We start from the raw sequence: 20078 nt of genomic DNA, 5'->3' as shown, positions 1-20078 counted from the left end.
TCAGCCGACGCGGCAGGGCTGGGCGGCGACCTCGGTCGGCGGCACGGACGCCTCGGCGGCGGTCTTCGTCCGCACGTACCGGCTCGCGTGGGCGGCGACCAGGTCCAGGACGTGGACGATGTCGTCCACGGTGGTCTCCGGGTTGAGCAGGGTGAACTTCAGGTAGTGCGCCCCGTCGACCTTGGTGCCGGCGACGAGGGCGGCGCCGGAGGCGGCCAGCGCCTCGCGGGCGTACAGGTTGGCGTCGTCGGCCAGGTGGTGCTCGGCCGGCAGGTACCGGAACACGAGGGTGCTCAGCTGCGACCGGGTCACCACCTCGAAACGGGGGTCGGCGGTGAGCAGCCGCCAGGCGTCGGCGGCGAGGTCGAGCACCTCGTCGAAGAGCGCCCCGATCGCGTCCGGGCCCATGATTCGCAGGGTCAGCCAGAGCTTGAGGGCGTCGAATCGGCGGGTGGTCTGCAGACTCTTGTCGACCTGGTTGGGGATGCGCTCGGCCGTCCGCTCAGGGTTGAGGTAGTCGGCGTGGTAGGTGGCGTGCCGCAGCACCGCGCGGTCGCGGACCAGCAGCGCGCTGGAGCTGACCGGTTGGAAGAAGGACTTGTGGTAGTCGACGGTCACCGAGTCGGCCCGCTCGATGCCGGCGAGCAGGTGCCGGCGGGTCGGCGAGACCAGCAGCCCGCAGCCGTACGCGGCGTCGACGTGCAGCCAGACACCGGCGGCCCGGCACAGGTCGGCGATGGCCGGGAGCGGGTCGATGGTGCCGAAGTCGGTGGTGCCGGCGGTGGCGACCACGGCCATCACGATCAGGCCGTCCTGCCGGCAGCGGGCGATCTCGTGGGCCAGCGCGGCGGTCCGTATCCGCCGGTCGGGGTCGGTGTCGACGGTGACCACCGCGTCCCGGGCCAGCCCGAGCAGCTTCGCCGACTTCTGCACGCTGAAGTGCCCGGCCACGGAGGTGAGGATGCGCAGCCGGGGCAGCAGTTCCTCGCGCGGTCGGGCCATCGCCGTCACGGCCCCCTCCCGGGCCAGCAGCATGGCCTGGAGGTTGGACTGGGTGCCGCCACTGGTGAACACCCCGTCGGCGGTGGGTCCGAGACCGATCCGGTCGGCCGTCCAGTCGATCAGACGGCGTTCGATCAGCGTCCCGCCGGCGCTCTGGTCCCAGGTGTCCAGAGAGGAGTTGACGGCGCTGAGCACCGCCTCGCCGAGCAGCGCCGGGATCACCACCGGGCAGTTGAGGTGCGCCAGGTAGCGGGGGTGGTGGAACCACACCGCGTCGCGGAGGTAGACCGACTCCAGTTCGTCGAGGGCGGCGGCCGGGTCGGTCAGCGGTCGGTCCAGGTCGACCCGGTCGACCTCGGGGGCGAGCCGGGCCGGGGTGACGCCGCTGAAGGGACGGTCGACGTCGGCGACCCGGTGGGCCACCCGGTCGACCGTGGTGGCCAGCAGCTGCCGGTAGCGGTCGACCGTGCCCGGGTGGAACAGGTGCGCGCGGGCGGCCGTCGGCCGGCCGCGCGTCGGGCGCGGTACGGCCTCGGCGGGGTGCCCCTGGAAGGTCATCAGCGGATTCCTCAACGGTCGCGTGGACACGGTGGAACGGCCGGGCCGACTGCCCGGAGCGGGCGGCCGGCGCGAGCCGGGGTTAGGTTACCCTAACCTAACTTCCTGTCAAGGAGTTGTCGCCGCCTCGCGGGGAGTCATCGCGCCGCGCGTGATTGCGCGCGCATCGGAGATTTCATAGGTTAGGCAAACCTAATGGAGGGGGAGTCGAGTTGGAGTGTCGCGTCTACCGCGATCCGTGGGGGATACCTCACCTGCGCGCCGCCGATCCCCGCACGTTGGCCTTCGCCCAGGGCCGCGTCACCGCCCTCGACCGGGCCTGGCAGATCGAGGTGGAACGGCACCGGTCACAGGGGACCAGCGCGTCCTTCCTTGGCCCGGCCGCCGTCGGCTGGGACCGGTTCGCCCGACAGGCCCTACTGGACGACACCGCCCGTCGCTGCCACGACAATCTCGATCCGGACACCGCCGCCTGGCTGGGGGCGTACGTCGACGGGGTGAACGCCGGCCTCGTCGCGGGCGCCCGGCGGGCCCCGCAGTTCGCCGCCACCGGGCTGGCCCCCGGCCGGTGGCTGCCCTGGACCCCGCTGGCCGTCTGGCTCGCCCACCACATCCTCTTCGCCGGCTTCCCGGCCAAGCTCTGGCGCACCGAGGTCGCCCGGCACCTCGGCGCACACGCGGTCGACTGCTTCGCCACCGACGGCCCGGACACCGCCGGCAGCAACGGCTGGCTGCTCACCGGGACACGCACCGCCAGCGGCGCGCCGATCGTCGCCGGTGACCCGCACCGCTACATCGAGGACCCCGGCGTCTACCAGCAGATCCGCCTCGCCTGCCCGGCGTACGACGTGGTGGGCCTCGCCGTGCCGGGCGTGCCCGGCATCGCCCACTTCGGCCACACCGGCACGGTGGCCTGGGCGATCACCAACGCCATGGCCGACTACCAGGATCTCTACGCCGAACGGCTGCGCCGCCGGGACGGGACCGTCGAGGCGCTCGGCCCGGACGGCTGGCGCCGCGCCCAGGCCCACGTCGAGACCGTCGAGGTGGCCGGCGGCGAGCCGGTCGACATCGAGGTGATCGAGACCGGACGCGGCCCCGTCGTCGTCGGCGGACCGGGCGCCGACCTGGCGATCAGCCTCCGGTACCCGCCCCGGGTCCGCGGCGACCTCGGCTTCGCCGCGCTGCCCGCCCTGCTCGCCGCCACCCGGGTCGCCGACGTGGACGCCGCCTGTGACCGCTGGGTGGAACCGGTCAACGTGGTGCTCGCCGCCGACACCGGGGGCGCCCTGCTGCACCGGGTCGCCGGGGCCGTGCCGGTCCGCGACCGCGCCAACGGGCTGCTGGTCGTACCGGCCTGGGAACCCGGGCACGAGTGGCGCGGCTGGCACGCCATGCCCCGCGCCGACGTGGCCGACCTTGCTGTCATGGCGAACGAGCGGGGGATCGCCACGCCGCTCGGCGTCGAGTTCGCCCCACCGCACCGGGCGGACCGGATCCGGGAACTGCTGACCAGCCGCAAGGACTGGTCGGCCGAGGAGTTGACCAGCGTCCACACCGACACCCGGCTGGCGTCGGCCGAACCGCTCCTGGCCCTCCTCGCCGGCCTGGACGGGCTCAGCCCGGCCGCGGTCGCGCTGCGCGACTGGCTGCTCGGCTGGGACCGCGAGATGCGCGCCGACAGCGTTGACGCCGCCGCCTTCGGCACCGTCCGGGCCGCCCTGGTCCGCCGCCTGGCCGCCCACCCGACGTTGACCCCGCTGGCCGGCCCGTCGCACCACCCGCCGATTTTCCAGCCCTGGCTGGCGCTGGCGTCCAGGGTCGGTTTCGCCCTGGAGACCCTGCTACGGGCCGATCTGCTGCCCGCCACCGACCTGGCCGACGCGGCCCGCATCGCCGTCGAGGAGGCGGCGGACACGGCCCCGGTGCCCTGGGGCGAACTGCACCGGCTCGCCCCCTGGCAGGCGTTGCCCGACCCCACGGCGCCGACGCCGGGCCTTTCGGGCGACCACGACTGCGTGCTGGCCACCTCCAGCGTGCCCGGCGTCACCCACCACTGCTTCCGGGCCTCCGCCGCCCGCTACGTCTGGGACCTCGGCCGGCGCGACGACAGCCGGTGGATCGTCCCGTTCGGAGCCTCCGGGATACCCGGCGACCCGCACCAGCGTGACCAGTCCCCGTACTGGCTGCGCGGCGACCTCATCCCGGTCGTCACCGACTGGCACCGGCTCACCGAGGAGCGACATGACCACGACCACTGACCCGATCTGGCTGCGGCACGTCGAGGGCTTCGGGGAGGTGCTGATCCGCCCGGTCGCCCCGACCACCGACGTCGACCTGATCCACGACTGGGTGACCCGGGACCGGGCCCGGTTCTGGGGGATGCGCGACGCCAGCCGGGAGCAGGTACGGGAGATCTACTCCTACGTGGACTCGCTGGCCACCCATCACGCATACCTGATCCACCGCGACGGCCGCCCGGTGGGGCTGTTCCAGACGTACGAGCCGGCGGCCGACCCGGTGGGCGCGTGCTACCAGGTCCAGCCCGGTGACTTCGGTATCCACCTGATGGTCGCCCCGCCGGACGGCGGTGTCGAACCGGGCTTCACCGGTGCCGTCCTCGCCGCGTTCCTGGAGTTCGTGCTGGCCGACCCGACCCGTCGACGGATCGTGGCCGAGCCGGACGCCCGCAACGACCGGGCCATCGCCCGGCTGGTCCGGGCCGGATTCGTGCCCGGTCCGCAGATCGACCTGCCCGACAAGCGTGCCCAGCTGCTCTTCCTGGACCGCTGACCGGCCCTGCTCAGACGGCGGGCGCTGTGCCGGGCGGGCCCGGCCGGCGCGGGCCGGCGGGCCCGCCCGTTCAGGAGGCGGCGCGGCCCAGCCGCCAGTAGCCCATGAACGCCACCGCGCCCCGGTCGAGGCCCCGTTCGGCGACCAGGTGCCGGCGCAGCCGACGGATGACGCCCGCCTCGCCGGCCAGCCACGCGTACAGCGATGCGGGGGCGGCCGGCGGCGGTACCTCCCAGAGGATCTCCTGGTCCACGTCCACGTCGGTCAGCGTCCGGGGGCCGCCGGCAGCCGTCGGCGCGAGGGCCGGGAGGGCGACCGGCAGCAGCTCGGCGGCGAGCGCCGTCACGGCCGGCTCCAGGCGGCTGCCGTGTCCGCCGCCGGTCCGGGCCAGCCAGGTCACGGAGACACCGGCCGGCGCGGTCACCGGCAGTACGTCTCCCGGATCGGGCACCTCGACCAGCGCCTGGCCGCGGGCCCCGGCCGGCAGCCGTTCCAGGATGGCGCAGATCGCGGGCGCGGCGGTCTCGTCCCCGGCGAGCAGCAGCGTCCCACCCCGCGGCGGCCGGAACTCGACGCCCCCGTGCACGCCCGGGTAGCCGTCGTCGGGCCCGACCAGGGCGAGCCGGTCACCGAGGCGGGCCCGTCGCGCCCAGCGGGTCGCCGGGCCGCCGTCGCCGTGCAGGACGAGGTCCACGTCCACCTCCTGGACCTGGGGACGGACCGCGCGGACGGTGTACGTGCGGACCGGGCTGCGCCGGTCGGCGGGCAGCTCCCGCCACCGCTGGTACCAGTCGGGCCCGTCCGGCAGCTCCGCCACCCGGCTGCCGGGCAGCGGCAGCGCCACCTTGATCCGCTGGTCGTAACCGTTGTCGGCGAACCGGTCCAGGTCCGGGCCGGCGAAGGTGACGCGCAGGAACGACGGGCTGAGCAGACGCAGCGCGCGAACCTCGACGCTGAAGACGCGCCAGGGCGCGACGGACACAATGCTCGGCATGACAGCCTTTCTCAATGCGCGGGCCGGCCCTCGACGCGGATCCCGTACGTCTCGGTGAGGGCGTCCTCGGTCAACGCATACCGCGGCATGCCGGCGGCGCGGTCCCCCGGAGCGCGGCTGCCCCCACCACTCACGGGGGTTAGGTTAACCTAACCTTAGTTGACATTGTCAAGGTATTCGGATTTTCGTCGAGTTCACCTCGGCCCTTCCGGTCCGGCCACCCCACCGCTGCTTTCGAGCGGCTCGTTCACTCCGGGTCGGCCCGCTCGGCGGCGCGCAGATCCCCCAGCAGTTCGGCCTGACTGGTCAACACCTCGGTCAGGATCCGCCGCGCCACCGCCAGCAGCTCCGCCACCTGCGGGCTGACCATCGAGTAGTAGACGGTCGAACCGTCCCTGCGGGTCACCACCAGGTTCGCCCGGCGCAGCACCGCCAACTGTTGCGACAGGTGCGCCGCCTCGATGCCCACCTCCGGCAGCAGCTCCGACACCGCATGTTCCCGCTCCGCGAGAAGCTCCAGCACGCGAATCCGGGCCGGATGCCCCAGCGTCTTGAAAAACTCGGCCTTGGCCTGATACAGCGGCGTACTCACGGGCCCACCCCTTTCTGGGAGACACGCTACGATCCGCAGTTCGTTCACTCGGGCGGGCCCGGCCTGTGCCGGCTCCTCGTCCTGGTGACCGGCAGCAAGTTGAATCTCATGACTTGCTAAAGTTGGCAAGTCGTGAGGACGTCGGGAGGCCGACCACCGCACCGGCGTCGGTGAACCTGGTCCGGTCTGCCCGGCGATCGACCACCCGCGGCCCCTGGCCGACGGAGCACTCGCCGAACGTGGCTTCCTCGCCACGCGACGGCCCACAGTCCGGCATGGCCCGCCGGCCCATCTCTCGTACGGCGGGCCATGCCGTCAAGGCGTCGGGTGCCGGCCCACCACGCCCGTGGACCTGTCCGTCCACGAGCGACTCCCGGCCGCCTTTTCCGGGGACGGCTGTCGGCACCGGCGTTTCGCGTACGTTCAGAAACCCATCATGCCGAGGCCACACAGCGGGCCGGCCGGGCGGGCTAGCGTCGCGCCGTCAATGTGATCCAAATGGAGCTGAGGTCATTTGATGTCTGTACGTCGCATTCTGGCGAGCCTGGCCGTGGTGCCCGCGCTCGCCGCGTTCTCCGCACCCACCGGCGCTTCCGCGTCGCCCAACAACCCCTACAACGTGCTGCCGCAGAAGACCCACTTCGACCTGCAGGCCCATCGGGGCGGCATCGGTATGACCACCGAGGAGTCGCTGGAGGGTTTCGCCAAGGCGATGCGTCTCGGCGTCAGCACGCTGGAGCTGGACACCCACGTCACCAAGGACGAGAAGGTCGTGGTCAACCACGACCGGCAGATCAGTGCCCAGAAGTGCCGCGACACCGCCCCGGTCACGCCCGGTGACCCGATGTACCCGTACGTCGGCAAGTACATCAAGGACCTGACGCTGGCCCAGCTCAAGACCATGGACTGCGGATATCAGGTGCTGCCCGACTTCCCGGAGCAGGAGCAGATCAAGGGCTTCCGGATGGTCGAGCTCAAGGACGTGCTGGACCTCGTCAAGAGCTACCACGCCAACCAGATCAAGCTGAACATCGAGACGAAGGTCGAGGCGGGCGCGCCGCAGCAGACCGCGCCGCGCGAGCTGTTCGTCCGCCGCGTCTACGAGGAGATCCACGCTTCCGGGATCGAGAAGCAGGTCACCATCCAGTCCTTCGACTGGGGCGCGCTGAACGAGATGCACCGGCTCGCACCGACCTGGCCGCTGGTGGCGCTGACCAACTACGACTTCCTCCAGGTCGGCCAGCCCGGCGCCTCTCCATGGCTCGGCGGCCTCGACGCCGACGACTTCGACGGCGACTTCGTGAAGGCCGCCGCCACCATCCCGGGCGTCACGGCGCTGTCCCCCGTGTACGGGTTCCCGCAGAACGGCAAGATCGGCCAGCCGGGCTTCCGCTTCTACGTGGACGAGGCGATGGTGTCGGCGGCGCACGACCGCGGCCTGAAGGTCATCCCGTGGACCTGCGACGACCCGGCGACCGTCGAGGCGCTGATCGACATGGGCATCGACGGCATCATCACGAACTACCCGAACCACGTCCGGCAGATCATGGCCGAGCGTGGCATGCGGCTGCCGAAGGTGTACGAGGCGCGCTGACCACTCACGACAGCCTCCGGGGTGCGGTTGGTCCCGCCGCCCCCGGAGGCGTCGTCTGGATGGGCCGACGGTCGGCCGAGCGCCGGAGCGAGCCGGTCCCGGTGGACATCAGTGTTGGCTGCCGGGGAGCCGGGCCGCCCCCTGCGAGAGCCGGAACAGCCACCGGAGCATGACCCGCAGCAGCGCGGTCAGGCCGGTGCGATCGCCGGTGCGCTGCAGCTCACGGGCGCGGGTGACCACGGTGACGAGCCGGTCACCGTAGGCGGGCCACAGCGGAGCCTGTTGACGGAGGCGAACCGCGAGCCCGGCCAGCTTCGCGGCGACACCACGATCCCCCACGGGCAGGACCTCGAGGTCGGGCAGCAGGCCGACCCGTACCGCCAGATAGGCTTCCCAAGCCGCACGCCGGGCCGGATCCATCTCCGCGTTCGCCTTCCTGCAGTTCCGCCGTCACGACTGGCCGGCGGGGTCGACCAGGTCCGGCTTGGCGGTGGCCAGGACGCCGGTGTGACGCAGGTGGGCGCGAGCCGCGTCGATCGCCTCCGCCGTGCCCGGGAAGACGCGACCAGCGGCGCCCAGCCGTTCGAGCACGCCGACCGCGTCGAGGATCTTCTCCTGGTCCGTGCGGACACCGGAGACGAGGACGGTGATGTCACGGTGTTCGAGACGCTCGATCGCGTCGCGTAGCACCAGCGCGCCGGAGCCGTCGATCGTCGACACCCTCGACATCCGCAGGATGATTACCCGTACGTCCGCCACCTCGGACAGTTCCAGCAGGAACCGGTGGGCGGCCGCGAAGAACAGCGGCCCGTCGAAGCGGTAGGCCACGATGTGCTCCCGGAGCAGGGCGGCCTCCTCGAGGTGATGGTCCGCGATGTCGAGCGGGACCTCCTCCAGCCGAGCCGCGCCCGCGATCTTGCGGAGGGCCAACGCGGCGGCGACGAGCAGGCCGATCCCGACGGCGGCGACCAGGTCCAGGGCGAGGGTGGCCACCGCGGTCAGCGCCATGATGAGCGCGTCGGATCGGGTCGCGCGGGCCAGGGCGGCCAGCGAGCCCACCTCGACCATCCGAACCGCCGTGGCCAGCAGCACCCCGGCCAGCGCGGCGACCGGGATGTACGCCACCAGCGGAGCGGCGGCGAGCATGATCACCGCCAGGGTGATCGCGTGGGTCAGCGAGGCGAGTCGCGACTGGGCGCCGGAGCGGACGTTGACCGCCGTACGGGCGATCGCCGCCGTCGCCGGCACGCCGCCGAAGAGCGGGGTCACCAGGTTCGCCACTCCCTGGCCGAACAGTTCCCGGTCCGGGTCGTGGCGCTGGTTCACCGTCATCCCGTCGGCGACGGTCGCCGACAGCAGGCTCTCCAGTGCGGCCAGGGCGGCGACCGCCAGCGCCGAGGTGAGCAGGGTCGGCACCACGGTCAGGTCCAGGAAGCCCAGCGACGGGCTGGGCAGCGTGGCGGGCAGGACACCGATGCGGGCGACATCGAGCGACAGCAGCTGCGCCACCACGGTGGCCACCGCCACCATGATCAGCGAGAACGGCACCGTGGGCCGCCACCGCGCGCCGGCCAGCATCACCGCCGCCACCCCGAGCGCCACCGCCAGCGCGGCCCAGTGTGGCTGGCCGGCGAACTCGCCCAGCGCCCGCCAGGCCACCACCGTGACCTTCTCGCCGTCCGGGGTCGGCACACCGAGCGCGGCAGGTACCTGCTGCAGGAAGATCACCGCGGCGATACCCACGGTGAAGCCCTCCACCACCGGCGCCGGAACGTAACGCACGTACCGCCCGGCGCGGAGCAGGGCCAGCGCCAGCAGGATCAGGCCCGCCATCACCCCGACGGTGAGCACGCCGCCCGGCCCGTACCGCGCCACGATCGGCACCAGCACCACGGTCATCGCCCCGGTGGGCCCCGACACCTGCAGGTTCGACCCGCCGAACAACGCGGCGAGGATGCCGGCCACGATCGCCGTCACCAGGCCGGCGGCCGCGCCCAGACCGGACGACACCCCGAACCCCAGCGCCAACGGCAGCGCCACCACCGCGACGGTGAGCCCGGCGACCAGGTCGCGGCGGGGCTGCCTGCGCATCGCCGCGACGTCCGCGCGTCCCGGCAGCAGAGCAACCACCTGCCGCCAGGCCGACCGGCCGAACACGGCGGCACTCACCGGGGAACCGACACTGACTCGTCGCCGGCGTCCCCGCGGAGGCTCTCGAGCAGCTCCGCCTGGCCCGCCAGCATCTCGGTGAGGAAGCGACGAGCCGCCCGCATGAGATCCGCGACGTCCGGTCCGGCGAGGGCGTAGATGACCGCCGACCCCTCCCGCCTCGACGTCACGATCCCCGCCCGACGCAGCACCGAAAGCTGTTGAGACAGGCTCGACGCCTCGATGTCCACGTCAGCCAGCAGGTCCCGTACGGTCATCGGCCCGTCACCGAGCAACTCCAGCACCCGGATACGCACCGGGTGCCCGAGCGTGCGGAAGAACTCCGCCTTCCTCTCGTACAGCGGCAGCACCACGCGTCCTCTCGCCAGACTGACAGCCTAGGCAATTGAAGACCTCTTCATATCGCCAAGCCCAGCGACCCCCGGCCGAAGTGACCCGCAACACTCGCCGCACTCGCCGTACGACGGTTGATGGTCGGTGTCGGCTGGCCGGCGGCGTCAGCGGGCGCCGACCCGCGTGCGAAGATGCGGCAATGAGCGGCGACGTGCTCCCCGAGGTGAGCGCCCTGGCGATCAACGTGACGATCCCGGAGGGGCTCCGCTGGACCGACACCCGACGCGGCGAGGAATTCACCTTGACCACACTCAACGTCCGGCTCCTCCCGGACGGACGCCTCGCGGCGAAGGCCTACGGCCGGCCGACCGGTGGCGGACGTGGCACCTACGTCTCGTTCCCCATGCCCGACCGGCCCGAGCTGGTGGCCCTCGTCGACGCCGCCGCCGGCCGCGCCAGCGCGCTCTGGGCCGCCCACCTCCGTCTCAGCTGAAGGACCGCCCGCGCGGATCAGCTCGGCCGCGGATCACGACCGTCGTCCGCCGAACTGCCAGTTGTGCACTTCGATGTCGGCGTACCGGTCCTGGGTCAGCACGGCACGCGCCTGGTCCGGATCCGGTGCCCGGACGAGCGCCGCCGTACCCAGCCAGCTGCTGCCGTCGTCGGACAGCAACGGCCCGTACGCGATCAGCTCGTCCCGGTCGGCCGGCACCACGAGGTCGGCGGCCTGCCCCGCGCCGAGGCCGAGCACCAGGTACCGGTCGCCGCCGGTTCGGCCTCCCGGAAAGTCCCACATGGTACGCCCCAGCACGTTGCGCCACCGGCGTAGCAGCACGTCCCGGTACACGCCGGCCTGATAGTTGGGCTCGTCGAAGGCGAACGCGCGCGCGGCGGCCGGATCGGGCAGGTCGACGATGTGCACGCTGCCGGTGGCCGCGTCACCGGCAAGGGTCGGGCCGCGAGCGATCAGCTCCGCCGAGTAACGGTCCATGTAGGACCAGTGCTCCGCCAGCAGTTCGTCGCGCAGCGCCATCGAGCCGGGCCGGTCGCGGTGGTAGCAGAAGAACTCCATGCCCCAGAGTCTGGCCGCCATGCCGGACGTCGATGCGAACGGGACCACACCGGTGCCGCGGCGGGCAGGTCGGCAGGTCCCACCGCTGCGGCACTGATCCAGTGGCGCTGGGAGCGTTCCCATACTGCGGGACACGTGGATTTTGGAGCCGTCGACGGCATTACGGTCCTGTTAAGGGATGGGAGTCAATATGCTGCGACGTTCTACTCTCCGGCGGCTCTGCGTCGCCGGCGTGGCCGCCCTGCTCGCCCCGCTCGTGGCGACCGGGCCATCCGCGGCGGGGCGATCCGCGCCGGTCCAGGCCGCGCCGGACCGCGTCGAGGCCGCCGCCGTGCCGCCGCTCGACCAGCTCACGGTCAGCACCACCCAGGTCGCCTTCGGGCTGCAACGACCCACTGCGATCTTCGCCCCCGACGACGGCAGCGGCCGGCTGCTGATCACCGAGAAGCAGGGCACGATCCGGGTCTATCGCCCGGACACCGGGCTGGCGACGGAACCACTGCTCGACATCCGGGACCGGGTCGACACCTCCGGCAACGAACGCGGCCTGCTCGGCGTGGTCACCTCGCCGAACTTCACCCAGACCCGCACCCTGTACGTCACCTACACCGCGCTGCCCGAGGGCACCGTGACGCTGTCCCGGTTCACCCTGGACACCGCTGGCCAGACGCCGATCCCGGCCGCCCGGGAGCAGGTGCTGCTGACCCAGCCGCACGTCGAGTTCTCCAACCACAACGGGGGGAACGTCACCTTCGGCCCGGACGGCTATCTCTACTGGAGCATCGGGGACGGCGGCGGGGCCGACGACGTACTCAACTCGGGGCAGAACCTCGGCACCCTGCTCGGCAAGATCCTCCGGCTGGACGTGAGCCGCTCCTGCAACGGGCGGAACTACTGCGTACCCGCCGACAACCCGTTCGTCAGCACCGCCGGGGCGCGGCCGGAGATCTGGGCGTACGGGCTCCGGAACCCGTGGAAGTTCTCGCACGACCTCCGTGGCGACGGCTCGCTCTGGATCGCCGACGTCGGACAGGGCACCTTCGAGGAGATCGATCACGTGCCGGGGAACCAGGGCGGAGCCAACTTCGGCTGGTCCTGCCGGGAGGGCCCGCAGATCTTCAACCCCGACCGGTGCAAGGCCGGCGCCACCTACATCGAGCCGGTGCACTCCTACCGCACCTCGTTCGACGGTTGCGCCATCATCGGCGGTTTCGTCTACCGGGGTCGGGTGTACGCCGACATCGCCGGCGGGACGTACCTGGCCACCGACTACTGCTCCGGTACGGCGTTCGTGGTTCGCCCGCCGGCCAGCCCCGGCGGGGCGTACGCGACCCGGGCGCTGACTGAGCTGACCATCCAGCCGACCAGCCTGGGCCAGGACGCCAACGGCGAGCTCTACCTGGTCAACGACCTGCCCGGTCAGTTGCACCGGATCTCGTTCGGCACCACCGCCCCGCCTTCGACCTGCGCGATCAGCTATCGGGTCGACCAGCAGTGGGGGACCGGCTTCACCGCCACGGTGGTTGTCACCAACACCGGCACCGCGCCTATCAACGGCTGGACGGTGGGCTGGAGCTTCGCCGCCACGCAGCGCGCCGACACCTTCTGGAACGCCACGGGCAGCCAGCAGGGCGCGGTGGTGACCGCCCGCAACGCCGACTGGAATCCGAACATCCCACCCGGAGGCAGCGCCGAGTTTGGCTTCCTCGCCTCGAACACCGGGCCGAACCCCGCGCCGACCAGCTTCACCCTCAACGGCAAGCCCTGCCGCTGACGCGCTCACGAGGATCCCGCCGCTCCCCTTCGTCCTCTTCGGGCGGAGGGGAGCGGCGAGGCAGGTTCGGTATTTGTGGTGGTCCAGATTCGCAGCCCGAGGGTCCGATCCGTCGTGGGGACAGGGTCGGTCGATCCTTCCCGTGACCCTCGGGCTGAGGCGCGCAGACCCGCTCCGGCTGGGGCGCGTGGGCCCTCAGGCTGGGCGCGGATTCCGTCAACGAGCCCAGCTCGAACCGCGGGCTCAGGCCCAGGCCCGCAGGGCTGACCGCGGAGTGCCGTGGCCGCCCAACCTGGCGCTCCCGCGCGGGACGCGGTGCCGGCCGACGTACGACGGTGGGTCCGCCTGCCGGTCGCGCATGGGACACCGGTCGGACGTTGCCGCCGCGGGCGGTCACCCACCGCTGCCCGTTCAACAAGGTCGCCGCGCAGGTCGGACGTGGAGCCACTCGGCCGAGGTCCGGTGAAGTGGGCGTCGGTGCGTGGGGAGTCTCGCACCCACACACGCACACGGTCCCCAGGGCCAGCCGTTGGGGTTGCGAGGGGGCTGCTTCGTCAGCGGGCCGAACGCAGAGTGCCGGGCCCGGGGATACCGGGCCCGGCACAGCGGGGGTGCTCAGCTGCAGGCGGAGCCGTTGAGACTGAATCCTGTCGGTGCGGCGCCGTTGCCGTTATGGGTGGCCTGGAAGCCGATGGTCGTCGAACCACCCGGTGGGATGGAGCCGTTGAAGTTGACGTTGGTTGCTGTCACCTGACCGCTGCTCGGTGAGTAGTTGGCGTTCCATCCAGAGGTGATGGTCTGCCCGGACGCCAGGTTGAACTTCAGCGACCAGCCGTTGATGGCGCTGCTACCGGTGTTGGTGATGGTGATGTTGTCGGTCAGGCCGTTGTTCCAGGCGTTGACGTCGTTGGTCACTCGGCAGGCGCCGCCGCCGCTCGGCGGCGGGGTCGACGACGTCGTCGGCCGCGGCGAGGCCGTGGTCGGGGTCGGCTGGGGGTTGCCGCCGGAGCCCTCGCTCACGGTGATGCTGGAGCTGCCGCTGCTCTGGTAGCCCTCGGTGGCCATGATCTGGTAGTCGTGGGAGCCGAGGTTCAGGCCGAGGTTCTTCCAGGCGTTGAAGTGGTTGGCGGTGGTGATGGTGCCGCTGCTGCGGTGCGACTGGCGGACGCTCCAGTACTGGTAGAACGTGGCGGTGCCCTCGATGGAGGGCTGGTTGACCCGCTGGGTGCGGTAGATGTCGTAGGTGCTGCCGTCGGTGGTGACCGAGCCGAGTCGGGTGGCGCCGGAGCTGGGGTTGTAGCTGCCGAAGTTCTCCACGACGTAGTACTCGATGAGCGGGTTTCTGGTCCAGCCGTACAGTGCGAGGTAGCCGTTGCCGTTCGGGCTGAATGAGCCGGAGTAGTTCACGGTGTGGCTGGAGCCGGGGTTCCAGCCCTTGCCGACGACCATGTTGTTCATGTTGCTCCACTGGACGCTGTAGGAGCCGCCGGCGCCCAGGGTCATGGTGACGTTGCCGTTGTCCTTCCAGTACGAGTAGAAGTACCCGTTGTGGGTGCCGGTCGAGTTCGACGTGACGGTCCGGTCGGCTTCGGCGTGGGCGATGCCGGCCACGGTCAGCGAGGCCGCAGCCAGCACGACGGCGCAGGCACTGCCGATGAGCAGCCTGATCCGGTCGCGCCCACGGCGCTTCGGCTGGGTGGGGATGTCATTCATGTGCGCTCCTCTCGTGAGATCGGCCCGAAGACCAGGACTGTGCGACGCGACTCGACGGTGTGGTGAATTGCCGTCGCGCGTGGCGGTGGCCTGGGTCGGGCAGTCGTTGAAGCTCATCAATGCTGGCAGTATTGGTCCACCCTGGGGGGTTGTCAACAATTTCCGGAAGCGTTGCGAAAACTCGTATGTCGACTCTGCTGCCCCCGGATGGTATTCGGCCTGGTCATTCGGCCCGCCCGCGTAGCGCGAAATGATGTATCCGTCGACTGGAGCCGCGCGGGTGGTTGACATTTTCGTCGATACCTCCGAAAGTTTCGGACCGGATTCGAGCCTTTTGGGCCACCCGCGTGTCACCTGCCAGGCATCGCCAGCTCCGTCGCCGTCCCGCACCCGGGGTGTGCCGCTCGGTCGCTTTCGAGGTGAGTCCACCAACGACTCGAACGCTCGCCGGTGGGGCGCGGTGGACGGGCGGCGGATCGTCGGGCGCTGAACCGCCCACGACATCAGCCCGAACGGAGTCGACGACCAGACGGCCGGTGGTCTCCACAGGAGCCGACGGGCGGGGGCGCTGGCCCGAACTCGCCGCGCGACCGTGCTGGCCACCGCGAACGCCGCCCTGGCGCGCTGGTGCGAGGTGTCGGAGGCCGCGGTGTCGGCGCCGCCCGGATCCGACTCGAGCGTCAAACAGGGGATCCAGCAACTGGTATGTGTCCGATTACGTACCGCAGTCGGAGCGCTTCGCTGGCTACCATGAGCGGTGGTCCCATCACGACTGCCGGTCCGACGGATGTCGGCCTCGGGGAGGTGCGCGTGGTGCCGACGGAACCCGCCCGCGATCCGTCGCTGAGCCTCGTGCGATCGAGGCTGATCACTTCATTGAACGTGCGGCCGCGTTCCCTCGGCCTGGTCGTCGCCCCCGCGGGGTCCGGCAAGACCACTCTGCTCGCCCAGTACGCGACGAGCGTGGCCGGACCGGTGGGCTGGTTGCGTACCGTGCCGTCGGACGCGGACCCGGCGCTGGTGTTGCGCCGGATGGACGCCGCGCTGCCCGACGGCGACGGCGGGCTGCTGGTCATCGACGACCTGCATCTGATCGAGGGCTCACCGGGGGAGACGGTGCTGCTGGATCGGGCGCTCGCCCTGACCCGCGCGGGAGTCCGGGTGCTGGTCGGCACCCGCCGCGCCCCGTCGCCGATCCTGGCCCGCCACGAGTTCTCCGACTGCGTCATCGTCGACGCCGAGCAGTTGCGCTTTCGCACCTGGGAGGTCGAACGGCTACTGCGGGACGTCTACCGGGAGCCGCTGCCCGCAGACGACGTGGCGGCCCTGGCCCGGCGGCTCGGGGGATGGGCGGCCGGCCTGCAGCTCTACTACCTCTCCACCCACGGTCAACCGCTGCCCGACCGGCGCCGCGCCGTGGCCTCGCTGGCCATGCGTTCGGCGCTGTCTCGGGACTACCTCACCCGTACGGTGCTGGCGGAGCTGGCTCCGCCCCTGCGCCGCTTCCTCGTCCGTACCTGCGTGTTCGAGGTCCTCACCGCCGAGCGGTGCGATCGGCTGCTGGGGGCCGACGCCGGGCAGGCCGCGTTGGAGGAACTGGAACGCCGGCAGGCGTTCACCGTCTCCCACGACGGTGGCCGTTCCTTCGCGTATCACGAGGTGTTGCGCGCCCACCTGACGACGGCGTTGGTCGAAGACCTGGGGGAGGTCGAGGCCCGGGCCTGGCACGCCCGCGCCGGGCGGCTGCTCGCCGACGAGGGCGCGGCGTTGGAGGCGGCCCGGTGCTTCGCCCGGGCCCAGCTGTGGCACGAGGTGCACCGGCTGCTCGACGCCGCCGGCAGCGCCGTCGCCGTGCGGGGCCTCGACCCGTGGTCCGACCTGCTGCCGGCCTGGTTCATCGCCGAGGACCCGTGGCTGGTGCTGGCCGACGCCCAGCACCGGATCAACGAGGGCCAGCTGGCGGCAGCGGTGCCACTGCTACGCCGCGCCGAGGAGATGTTCGGCGGCGGGCCTGGTGCGGCCCGCTGCCGGGCGCTGCGCGCCGACGTGACGGCCTGGCTGCCGGAAGGCCCGCACTGGCGCGGGCACTGGTCCGGCTGGCTGCGCACCGCAACCCGCCGGCACCCGATGGTCGTCGTCGGCGAGGCGGAGCGGCTGACCGGCGCCGAGGACGGGCTGGTCCGTGCGGGCGCGCTGCTGCTGGCCGGCCACGCCGCCGAGGCGCTGCGCGTCCTGGACCGGGCGGGGCCCGGCCACTCCGGCCTGGTCGGCCTCGCCGGGCAGCTGCTCCGGGCCGCCGTCGCGTTGATCGGCGGGGATCAGCAGGCGTCGGCCGCCGTCGCCGCCGTCGGCCTGGCGGCCGACCACGCCGGCCTGCCATGGCTGGCCCGACTCGCCCGGGCGGTGCCCGCCCTGGCCGGGGCGGAGGCCGACCTCAAGGAGGCGGACGCCGTCGTGGAGGAGTGCGACCGGCTGGGAGACCGGTGGGGCGCCCTGCTCGCGGCCGGCTGCGCCGCACTGGCCCGCTCGCTGCGCGGCGGGCCGGATGTGGCGGCGGCGGGCCAACTGCTCGACCGGGCCCGCGAGGTGGACAGCGGAGTGCTCGCCGCCTGGGCGCAGTCCCTGCTGGCCCTGGCCGCCGTGCGCACCCGGCTGCCAGACGCCGAGGTCGAGGTTCGCCGAGCGGAGGGCACCGCCCGGGGCGCCGGGGTACCGGGGGCGCGGGTGCTCGCCCTGGCCGCGGGGGTGCCCGCCGCACCCGGCCGAGCGGTCGCGCTGTCCGCCGTGCACTCCGCCGCCGAACAGGCCGGGCTGCCCCGGGCGGCGGTGACCGCCTGGCTCACTCCGGAGCCCCACCCGTCGCCCGCCACGCCGGACACGGCACCGCTCACCGTACGCTGCTTCGGCCGCTTCCGGGTCTGCCTGCACGGCGAGCCGTTGAACTGGTCGCCGCTGCGCCCCCGGGCCCGGGCGGTGGCCCGGATCCTCGCCATGCACGCCGGCCGTGCCGTGCACCGCGACCGACTCCTCGACTGGCTCTGGCCGGACACCGACCCGGCGACGGCCACCCGGACCCTGCACGTCGCCCTGTCCAGCCTGCGCCGGTTCCTCGACACCCACCTGCCGGCCGGCGACAGGGAGACACTGCTGCATCGCGACGGGGACGCGTACCTGCTGGCTCTTCCCGCGGACGGGTGGTGCGACGTCACCGAGTTCCGGCGGGCGCTGGAACGGGCGTCCCGGCGCGGTTCCACCCGCGACCCGCGGGCGCTGGACGACCTGCGGGCGGCGGTGGACGCGTACACCGGTGAGCTGTTGCCGGAGGACGGCCCGGCGGAGTGGGTGGTGGCCGAGCGGGAGACCGTGCGCCGGCAGGCGGCGGACGCGGCCGCCCGGCTCGCCGAGGCCGCCCTGCGCGAGGCGGCGGACGCCGGGGTCGCCGTGCGCGGGGCCGGCTCGGTCGAACCGGCGGTGGCGATGGCGGCCCGCTGCGTCGAGATCGACCCCTGCCACGACGCCGGCTGGCGGCTGCTGATCGCCGCACACGACCAGGCGGGCAATGCCGCCGCCGCCGAACACGCCCGCCGCCGGTACGCCGACGTGCTCGTCTCCCTCGGGCTGGACCCGTCCCTGATCGCGGGATTCCCACCGTCCACTTCGATCAGCGTCGACCGAAGAATTCCGCTTCCCCGATCGCGACCGAGGGGATCAACCCAGGCCCGTACGTCGACCGGACCACCAGCCTGATCCGCACCACGTTCGACGCCGCCACGTCGAAGTGCTGTTCGCCGGGCTCGTCGCGCAGTTCGATCTCCGTCTCGTGCTGCTTTCCGTCGGCGTCGACGGTGACGACGGTCAGCGCGCGGGGCCGCCCGGCGGCGAGGTACGCCTGTCGTCGCGGGCTGACGCCGGGGGTGATCACCACGGTGAGCAGCCGCACCGGCTCGGTGAACCGGCCCTCCACCCAGGCGTCGGCGGCCTTCCCGTTCGGCGCCCAGTAACGGTTGGTGGCCCCGTCGGTGAGCCGGGCCGCGCTGGCCCCGGGTGCCTCCGACGACGCGGTCACCGCCGCCGGGACCAGCGGCACCGGGTCCTGAATGCGGTCGCGAACCGCCTCCACCGCCAGCCTCGCCAGGGGCGGCCCGACGACGGCCAGCACCGCGACCAGGCAGAGCGCGAGCACGATCAGCAACGTTCGGCGGGTCGCCCGGGCGGCGGGGCGGTCAGCCCGCGGCGAACGTCGGCGGGGCGTCCGGCGGCGAAGCCGGTCCCACCACCGCTGCCACCAGGTGCGCTTCGGTGCGGGCCCGACCGCGGCGGCCAGTTGTGCACCGCACGACCGGCAGAAGCGCCGGCCCGGGGCGTTGTCCACGCCGCAGGACGGGCAGACCGGCCCGGGCCGCGCCGGGCGGGGCGGGAGGTCGGCCGGGTCCACCGGCTCCCGCTCGTCGGACGACTGCCCGCGCTGGTCGGGCGCTCCGGGCTGCCGAGGAACAGGCTGGACACCCCCGCCGGCCCGGTCGGTCGGGACGGAGCTGTCGGTGGGCTGGCGGGGCTTCACGTCCGGGGCGGGCCGGCCGGTGGTCGCTGCCACGTCGACGGGGACGCCGGTCGCGACGGCCGGCGGGTGGGAGGCGATGTCGGCCTCGGGCTCCGCCGGCCGGTCGGTGGCCCGCCCCGTCTCGGTCCGCCCGCCGCCGGTCCGGCTGTTGTCCGGCTGTCCTGGCGCGCCCTCGCCGCTCCGTGGGCGGTCGTCGGCTGATCCCGTCCGTGGGCGTTCGCCGGTTGCTTCCGTCCGCGGACGTTCCCCGGCCTCGGCCGGCCGCGCGGTCGGCGTTCCGGCCTCCGCCTCCCAGTGCAGGAACTCGCCGCAGGTGCCGCAGAACTGGTCGCCGTCGCTGTTGGTCGCGCCGCACTCCGCGCAGATGATCATGACTGTGTCTCCAGGGTCACCCGAACGTGGGCCGGCACGGCGGACGCCAGGACCTGGCGTACCAGCGTCTCATCGACCTCCCCGCGGAGCCGCACCCGAACCTCCGGCGCCTCGTCGGGCGGCGGCGTGTCGGTCGGCGTCGCCGAGCAGGTCACCCCACCGCTGTCGGTGACCTCCACCTGCGTGCCGGTGGCGACCCGCAGCGCCAGTGCGACGCCACGGGCCGTGCCGCGCCAGCGGTGCACCTCCACGGCGTGCCGGACCAGCTCCCGGCGTACGTCCAGCGGCCGGTCCCCGTCCAGGGGCGCGGCCACCCAGCCGGCCAGCCAGTCCACGAAGTCCGGCGGGGCGAGCCCCAGATCGAAGTAGGCGTCGAGGCAGTCAAGGGTCAGCAGGATCGGTGCCAGCACCTCGTCCAGCCCGGCGGTGAACCGCTGCGCGAAGTCGTCCTCCAGGTACACCGCCGGCAGTTGCTGCCCGATCGGGTGCGGGCTGACCAGCCCCGGTAACGAACCCCGCATGGTTCCCTCCTGACCTCGGCGAACCGGCTG

Annotated in this window: 17 protein-coding genes; 6 read left to right on the top strand and 11 right to left on the bottom strand. The window is 72.7% G+C overall.

All coding sequences use genetic code 11. The features are described 5' to 3' along the window. Positions 1 to 1560 carry a pyridoxal phosphate-dependent decarboxylase family protein gene (locus ACIRG9_RS15955; protein ID WP_402855715.1) on the bottom strand — a complete coding sequence of 520 codons (1560 nt, stop codon included), beginning with the start codon at positions 1558 to 1560 and terminating at the stop codon, positions 1 to 3. A gap of 212 nt (positions 1561 to 1772) precedes the next feature. Between ACIRG9_RS15955 and ACIRG9_RS15950 the strand changes: the two genes are divergently transcribed. Next, a complete protein-coding gene (locus ACIRG9_RS15950) occupies positions 1773 to 3821 on the top strand; it encodes a penicillin acylase family protein (protein WP_402855713.1) in 2049 nt (682 codons plus the stop codon). Then, the gene (locus tag ACIRG9_RS15945; protein ID WP_402855710.1) at positions 3805 to 4353 is read left to right on the top strand and encodes a GNAT family N-acetyltransferase; all 549 of its coding nucleotides are present in this window, start codon (positions 3805 to 3807) and stop codon (positions 4351 to 4353) included. Before ACIRG9_RS15950 ends, ACIRG9_RS15945 begins: the two co-directional genes overlap by 17 nt. A gap of 70 nt (positions 4354 to 4423) precedes the next feature. Here ACIRG9_RS15945 and ACIRG9_RS15940 read toward each other — a convergent pair whose 3' ends face one another. The 3 genes from ACIRG9_RS15940 to ACIRG9_RS15930 all read right to left on the bottom strand — a co-directional run bounded on the left by ACIRG9_RS15940 (position 4424) and on the right by ACIRG9_RS15930 (position 5939). Next, a complete protein-coding gene (locus tag ACIRG9_RS15940; protein ID WP_402855708.1) occupies positions 4424 to 5347 on the bottom strand; it encodes a siderophore-interacting protein in 924 nt (307 codons plus the stop codon). An 11-nt stretch (positions 5348 to 5358) separates the two neighbouring features. Continuing rightward, positions 5359 to 5481: a hypothetical protein gene (locus ACIRG9_RS15935; protein ID WP_402855705.1), complete on the bottom strand. Its 123-nt coding sequence runs from the start codon at positions 5479 to 5481 to the stop codon at positions 5359 to 5361. A gap of 113 nt (positions 5482 to 5594) precedes the next feature. After that, positions 5595 to 5939, bottom strand: a complete 345-nt coding sequence (locus ACIRG9_RS15930) for an ArsR/SmtB family transcription factor (protein WP_402855702.1) — start codon at positions 5937 to 5939, stop codon at positions 5595 to 5597. A 517-nt stretch (positions 5940 to 6456) separates the two neighbouring features. On the opposite strand from ACIRG9_RS15930, the gene ACIRG9_RS15925 reads away from it, so the two are divergent. Beyond that, positions 6457 to 7533, top strand: a complete 1077-nt coding sequence (locus tag ACIRG9_RS15925) for a glycerophosphodiester phosphodiesterase family protein (protein ID WP_402855698.1) — start codon at positions 6457 to 6459, stop codon at positions 7531 to 7533. A gap of 108 nt (positions 7534 to 7641) precedes the next feature. On the opposite strand, the gene ACIRG9_RS15920 is transcribed toward ACIRG9_RS15925, so the two are convergent. The 3 genes from ACIRG9_RS15920 to ACIRG9_RS15910 all read right to left on the bottom strand — a co-directional run bounded on the left by ACIRG9_RS15920 (position 7642) and on the right by ACIRG9_RS15910 (position 10055). After that, on the bottom strand, positions 7642 to 7953 hold the full coding sequence (locus ACIRG9_RS15920; protein ID WP_402855695.1) for a hypothetical protein: 312 nt from the start codon (positions 7951 to 7953) through the stop codon (positions 7642 to 7644). A gap of 30 nt (positions 7954 to 7983) precedes the next feature. Further along, the gene (locus ACIRG9_RS15915) at positions 7984 to 9624 is read right to left on the bottom strand and encodes a SulP family inorganic anion transporter (protein WP_402856081.1); all 1641 of its coding nucleotides are present in this window, start codon (positions 9622 to 9624) and stop codon (positions 7984 to 7986) included. A 74-nt stretch (positions 9625 to 9698) separates the two neighbouring features. Continuing rightward, positions 9699 to 10055 (bottom strand): ArsR/SmtB family transcription factor, encoded by a 357-nt coding sequence (locus ACIRG9_RS15910; RefSeq protein ID WP_402855692.1) that lies wholly within the window; start codon positions 10053 to 10055, stop codon positions 9699 to 9701. Between the two features lie 179 nt (positions 10056 to 10234). On the opposite strand from ACIRG9_RS15910, the gene ACIRG9_RS15905 reads away from it, so the two are divergent. Next, entirely contained in the window at positions 10235 to 10528 is a 294-nt protein-coding gene (locus ACIRG9_RS15905) for a hypothetical protein (RefSeq protein ID WP_402855689.1), read from the top strand. A gap of 33 nt (positions 10529 to 10561) precedes the next feature. Here the strand turns inward: ACIRG9_RS15905 and ACIRG9_RS15900 are convergent, their stop codons facing one another. Beyond that, positions 10562 to 11107, bottom strand: coding sequence for a YciI family protein (locus tag ACIRG9_RS15900; RefSeq protein ID WP_402855687.1), 546 nt, complete (start codon positions 11105 to 11107; stop codon positions 10562 to 10564). 190 nt (positions 11108 to 11297) lie between these two features. Here ACIRG9_RS15900 and ACIRG9_RS15895 point away from each other — a divergent pair, with 190 nt between their 5' ends. Next, positions 11298 to 12881, top strand: a complete 1584-nt coding sequence (locus ACIRG9_RS15895; RefSeq protein ID WP_402855685.1) for a PQQ-dependent sugar dehydrogenase — start codon at positions 11298 to 11300, stop codon at positions 12879 to 12881. Positions 12882 to 13496: 615 nt separating this feature from the next. Here ACIRG9_RS15895 and ACIRG9_RS15890 read toward each other — a convergent pair. Then, positions 13497 to 14594 carry a glycoside hydrolase family 11 protein gene (locus ACIRG9_RS15890; RefSeq protein WP_402855682.1) on the bottom strand — a complete coding sequence of 366 codons (1098 nt, stop codon included), beginning with the start codon at positions 14592 to 14594 and terminating at the stop codon, positions 13497 to 13499. Positions 14595 to 15407: 813 nt separating this feature from the next. On the opposite strand from ACIRG9_RS15890, the gene ACIRG9_RS15885 reads away from it, so the two are divergent. After that, positions 15408 to 18341 carry a BTAD domain-containing putative transcriptional regulator gene (locus ACIRG9_RS15885; RefSeq protein ID WP_402855679.1) on the top strand — a complete coding sequence of 978 codons (2934 nt, stop codon included), beginning with the start codon at positions 15408 to 15410 and terminating at the stop codon, positions 18339 to 18341. On the opposite strand, the gene ACIRG9_RS15880 is transcribed toward ACIRG9_RS15885, so the two are convergent. Together ACIRG9_RS15880 and ACIRG9_RS15875 are read right to left on the bottom strand one after the other, a co-directional pair. Next, on the bottom strand, positions 18256 to 19527 hold the full coding sequence (locus ACIRG9_RS15880; RefSeq protein ID WP_402855676.1) for an NADase-type glycan-binding domain-containing protein: 1272 nt from the start codon (positions 19525 to 19527) through the stop codon (positions 18256 to 18258). The two genes, ACIRG9_RS15885 and ACIRG9_RS15880, sit on opposite strands and share 86 nt — an antisense overlap. After that, positions 19524 to 20048: a phage tail protein gene (locus ACIRG9_RS15875; RefSeq protein WP_402855673.1), complete on the bottom strand. Its 525-nt coding sequence runs from the start codon at positions 20046 to 20048 to the stop codon at positions 19524 to 19526. The genes ACIRG9_RS15880 and ACIRG9_RS15875 overlap by 4 nt, the downstream gene beginning before the upstream one ends. Positions 20049 to 20078: the final 30 nt, after the last annotated feature.

It is taken from the genome of Micromonospora sp. NPDC093277 (assembly GCF_044765245.1).
Lineage (GTDB): Bacteria > Actinomycetota > Actinomycetes > Mycobacteriales > Micromonosporaceae > Micromonospora.
Note: the sequence above shows the minus strand (reverse complement) of the source record. Positions and strands in the feature narration are given on the sequence as shown.

Coding starts and splice junctions, on each gene's coding strand:
- ACIRG9_RS15880 (WP_402855676.1), bottom strand. CDS start 19,527: ATGATCATCTGCGCGGAGTGCGGCGCGACCAACAGCGACGGCGACCAG.
- ACIRG9_RS15895 (WP_402855685.1), top strand. CDS start 11,298: ATGCTGCGACGTTCTACTCTCCGGCGGCTCTGCGTCGCCGGCGTGGCC.
- ACIRG9_RS15875 (WP_402855673.1), bottom strand. CDS start 20,048: ATGCGGGGTTCGTTACCGGGGCTGGTCAGCCCGCACCCGATCGGGCAG.
- ACIRG9_RS15920 (WP_402855695.1), bottom strand. CDS start 7,953: ATGGATCCGGCCCGGCGTGCGGCTTGGGAAGCCTATCTGGCGGTACGG.
- ACIRG9_RS15955 (WP_402855715.1), bottom strand. CDS start 1,560: ATGACCTTCCAGGGGCACCCCGCCGAGGCCGTACCGCGCCCGACGCGC.
- ACIRG9_RS15915 (WP_402856081.1), bottom strand. CDS start 9,624: ATGCGCAGGCAGCCCCGCCGCGACCTGGTCGCCGGGCTCACCGTCGCG.
- ACIRG9_RS15925 (WP_402855698.1), top strand. CDS start 6,457: ATGTCTGTACGTCGCATTCTGGCGAGCCTGGCCGTGGTGCCCGCGCTC.
- ACIRG9_RS15945 (WP_402855710.1), top strand. CDS start 3,805: ATGACCACGACCACTGACCCGATCTGGCTGCGGCACGTCGAGGGCTTC.
- ACIRG9_RS15940 (WP_402855708.1), bottom strand. CDS start 5,347: ATGCCGAGCATTGTGTCCGTCGCGCCCTGGCGCGTCTTCAGCGTCGAG.
- ACIRG9_RS15905 (WP_402855689.1), top strand. CDS start 10,235: ATGAGCGGCGACGTGCTCCCCGAGGTGAGCGCCCTGGCGATCAACGTG.
- ACIRG9_RS15900 (WP_402855687.1), bottom strand. CDS start 11,107: ATGGAGTTCTTCTGCTACCACCGCGACCGGCCCGGCTCGATGGCGCTG.
- ACIRG9_RS15890 (WP_402855682.1), bottom strand. CDS start 14,594: ATGAATGACATCCCCACCCAGCCGAAGCGCCGTGGGCGCGACCGGATC.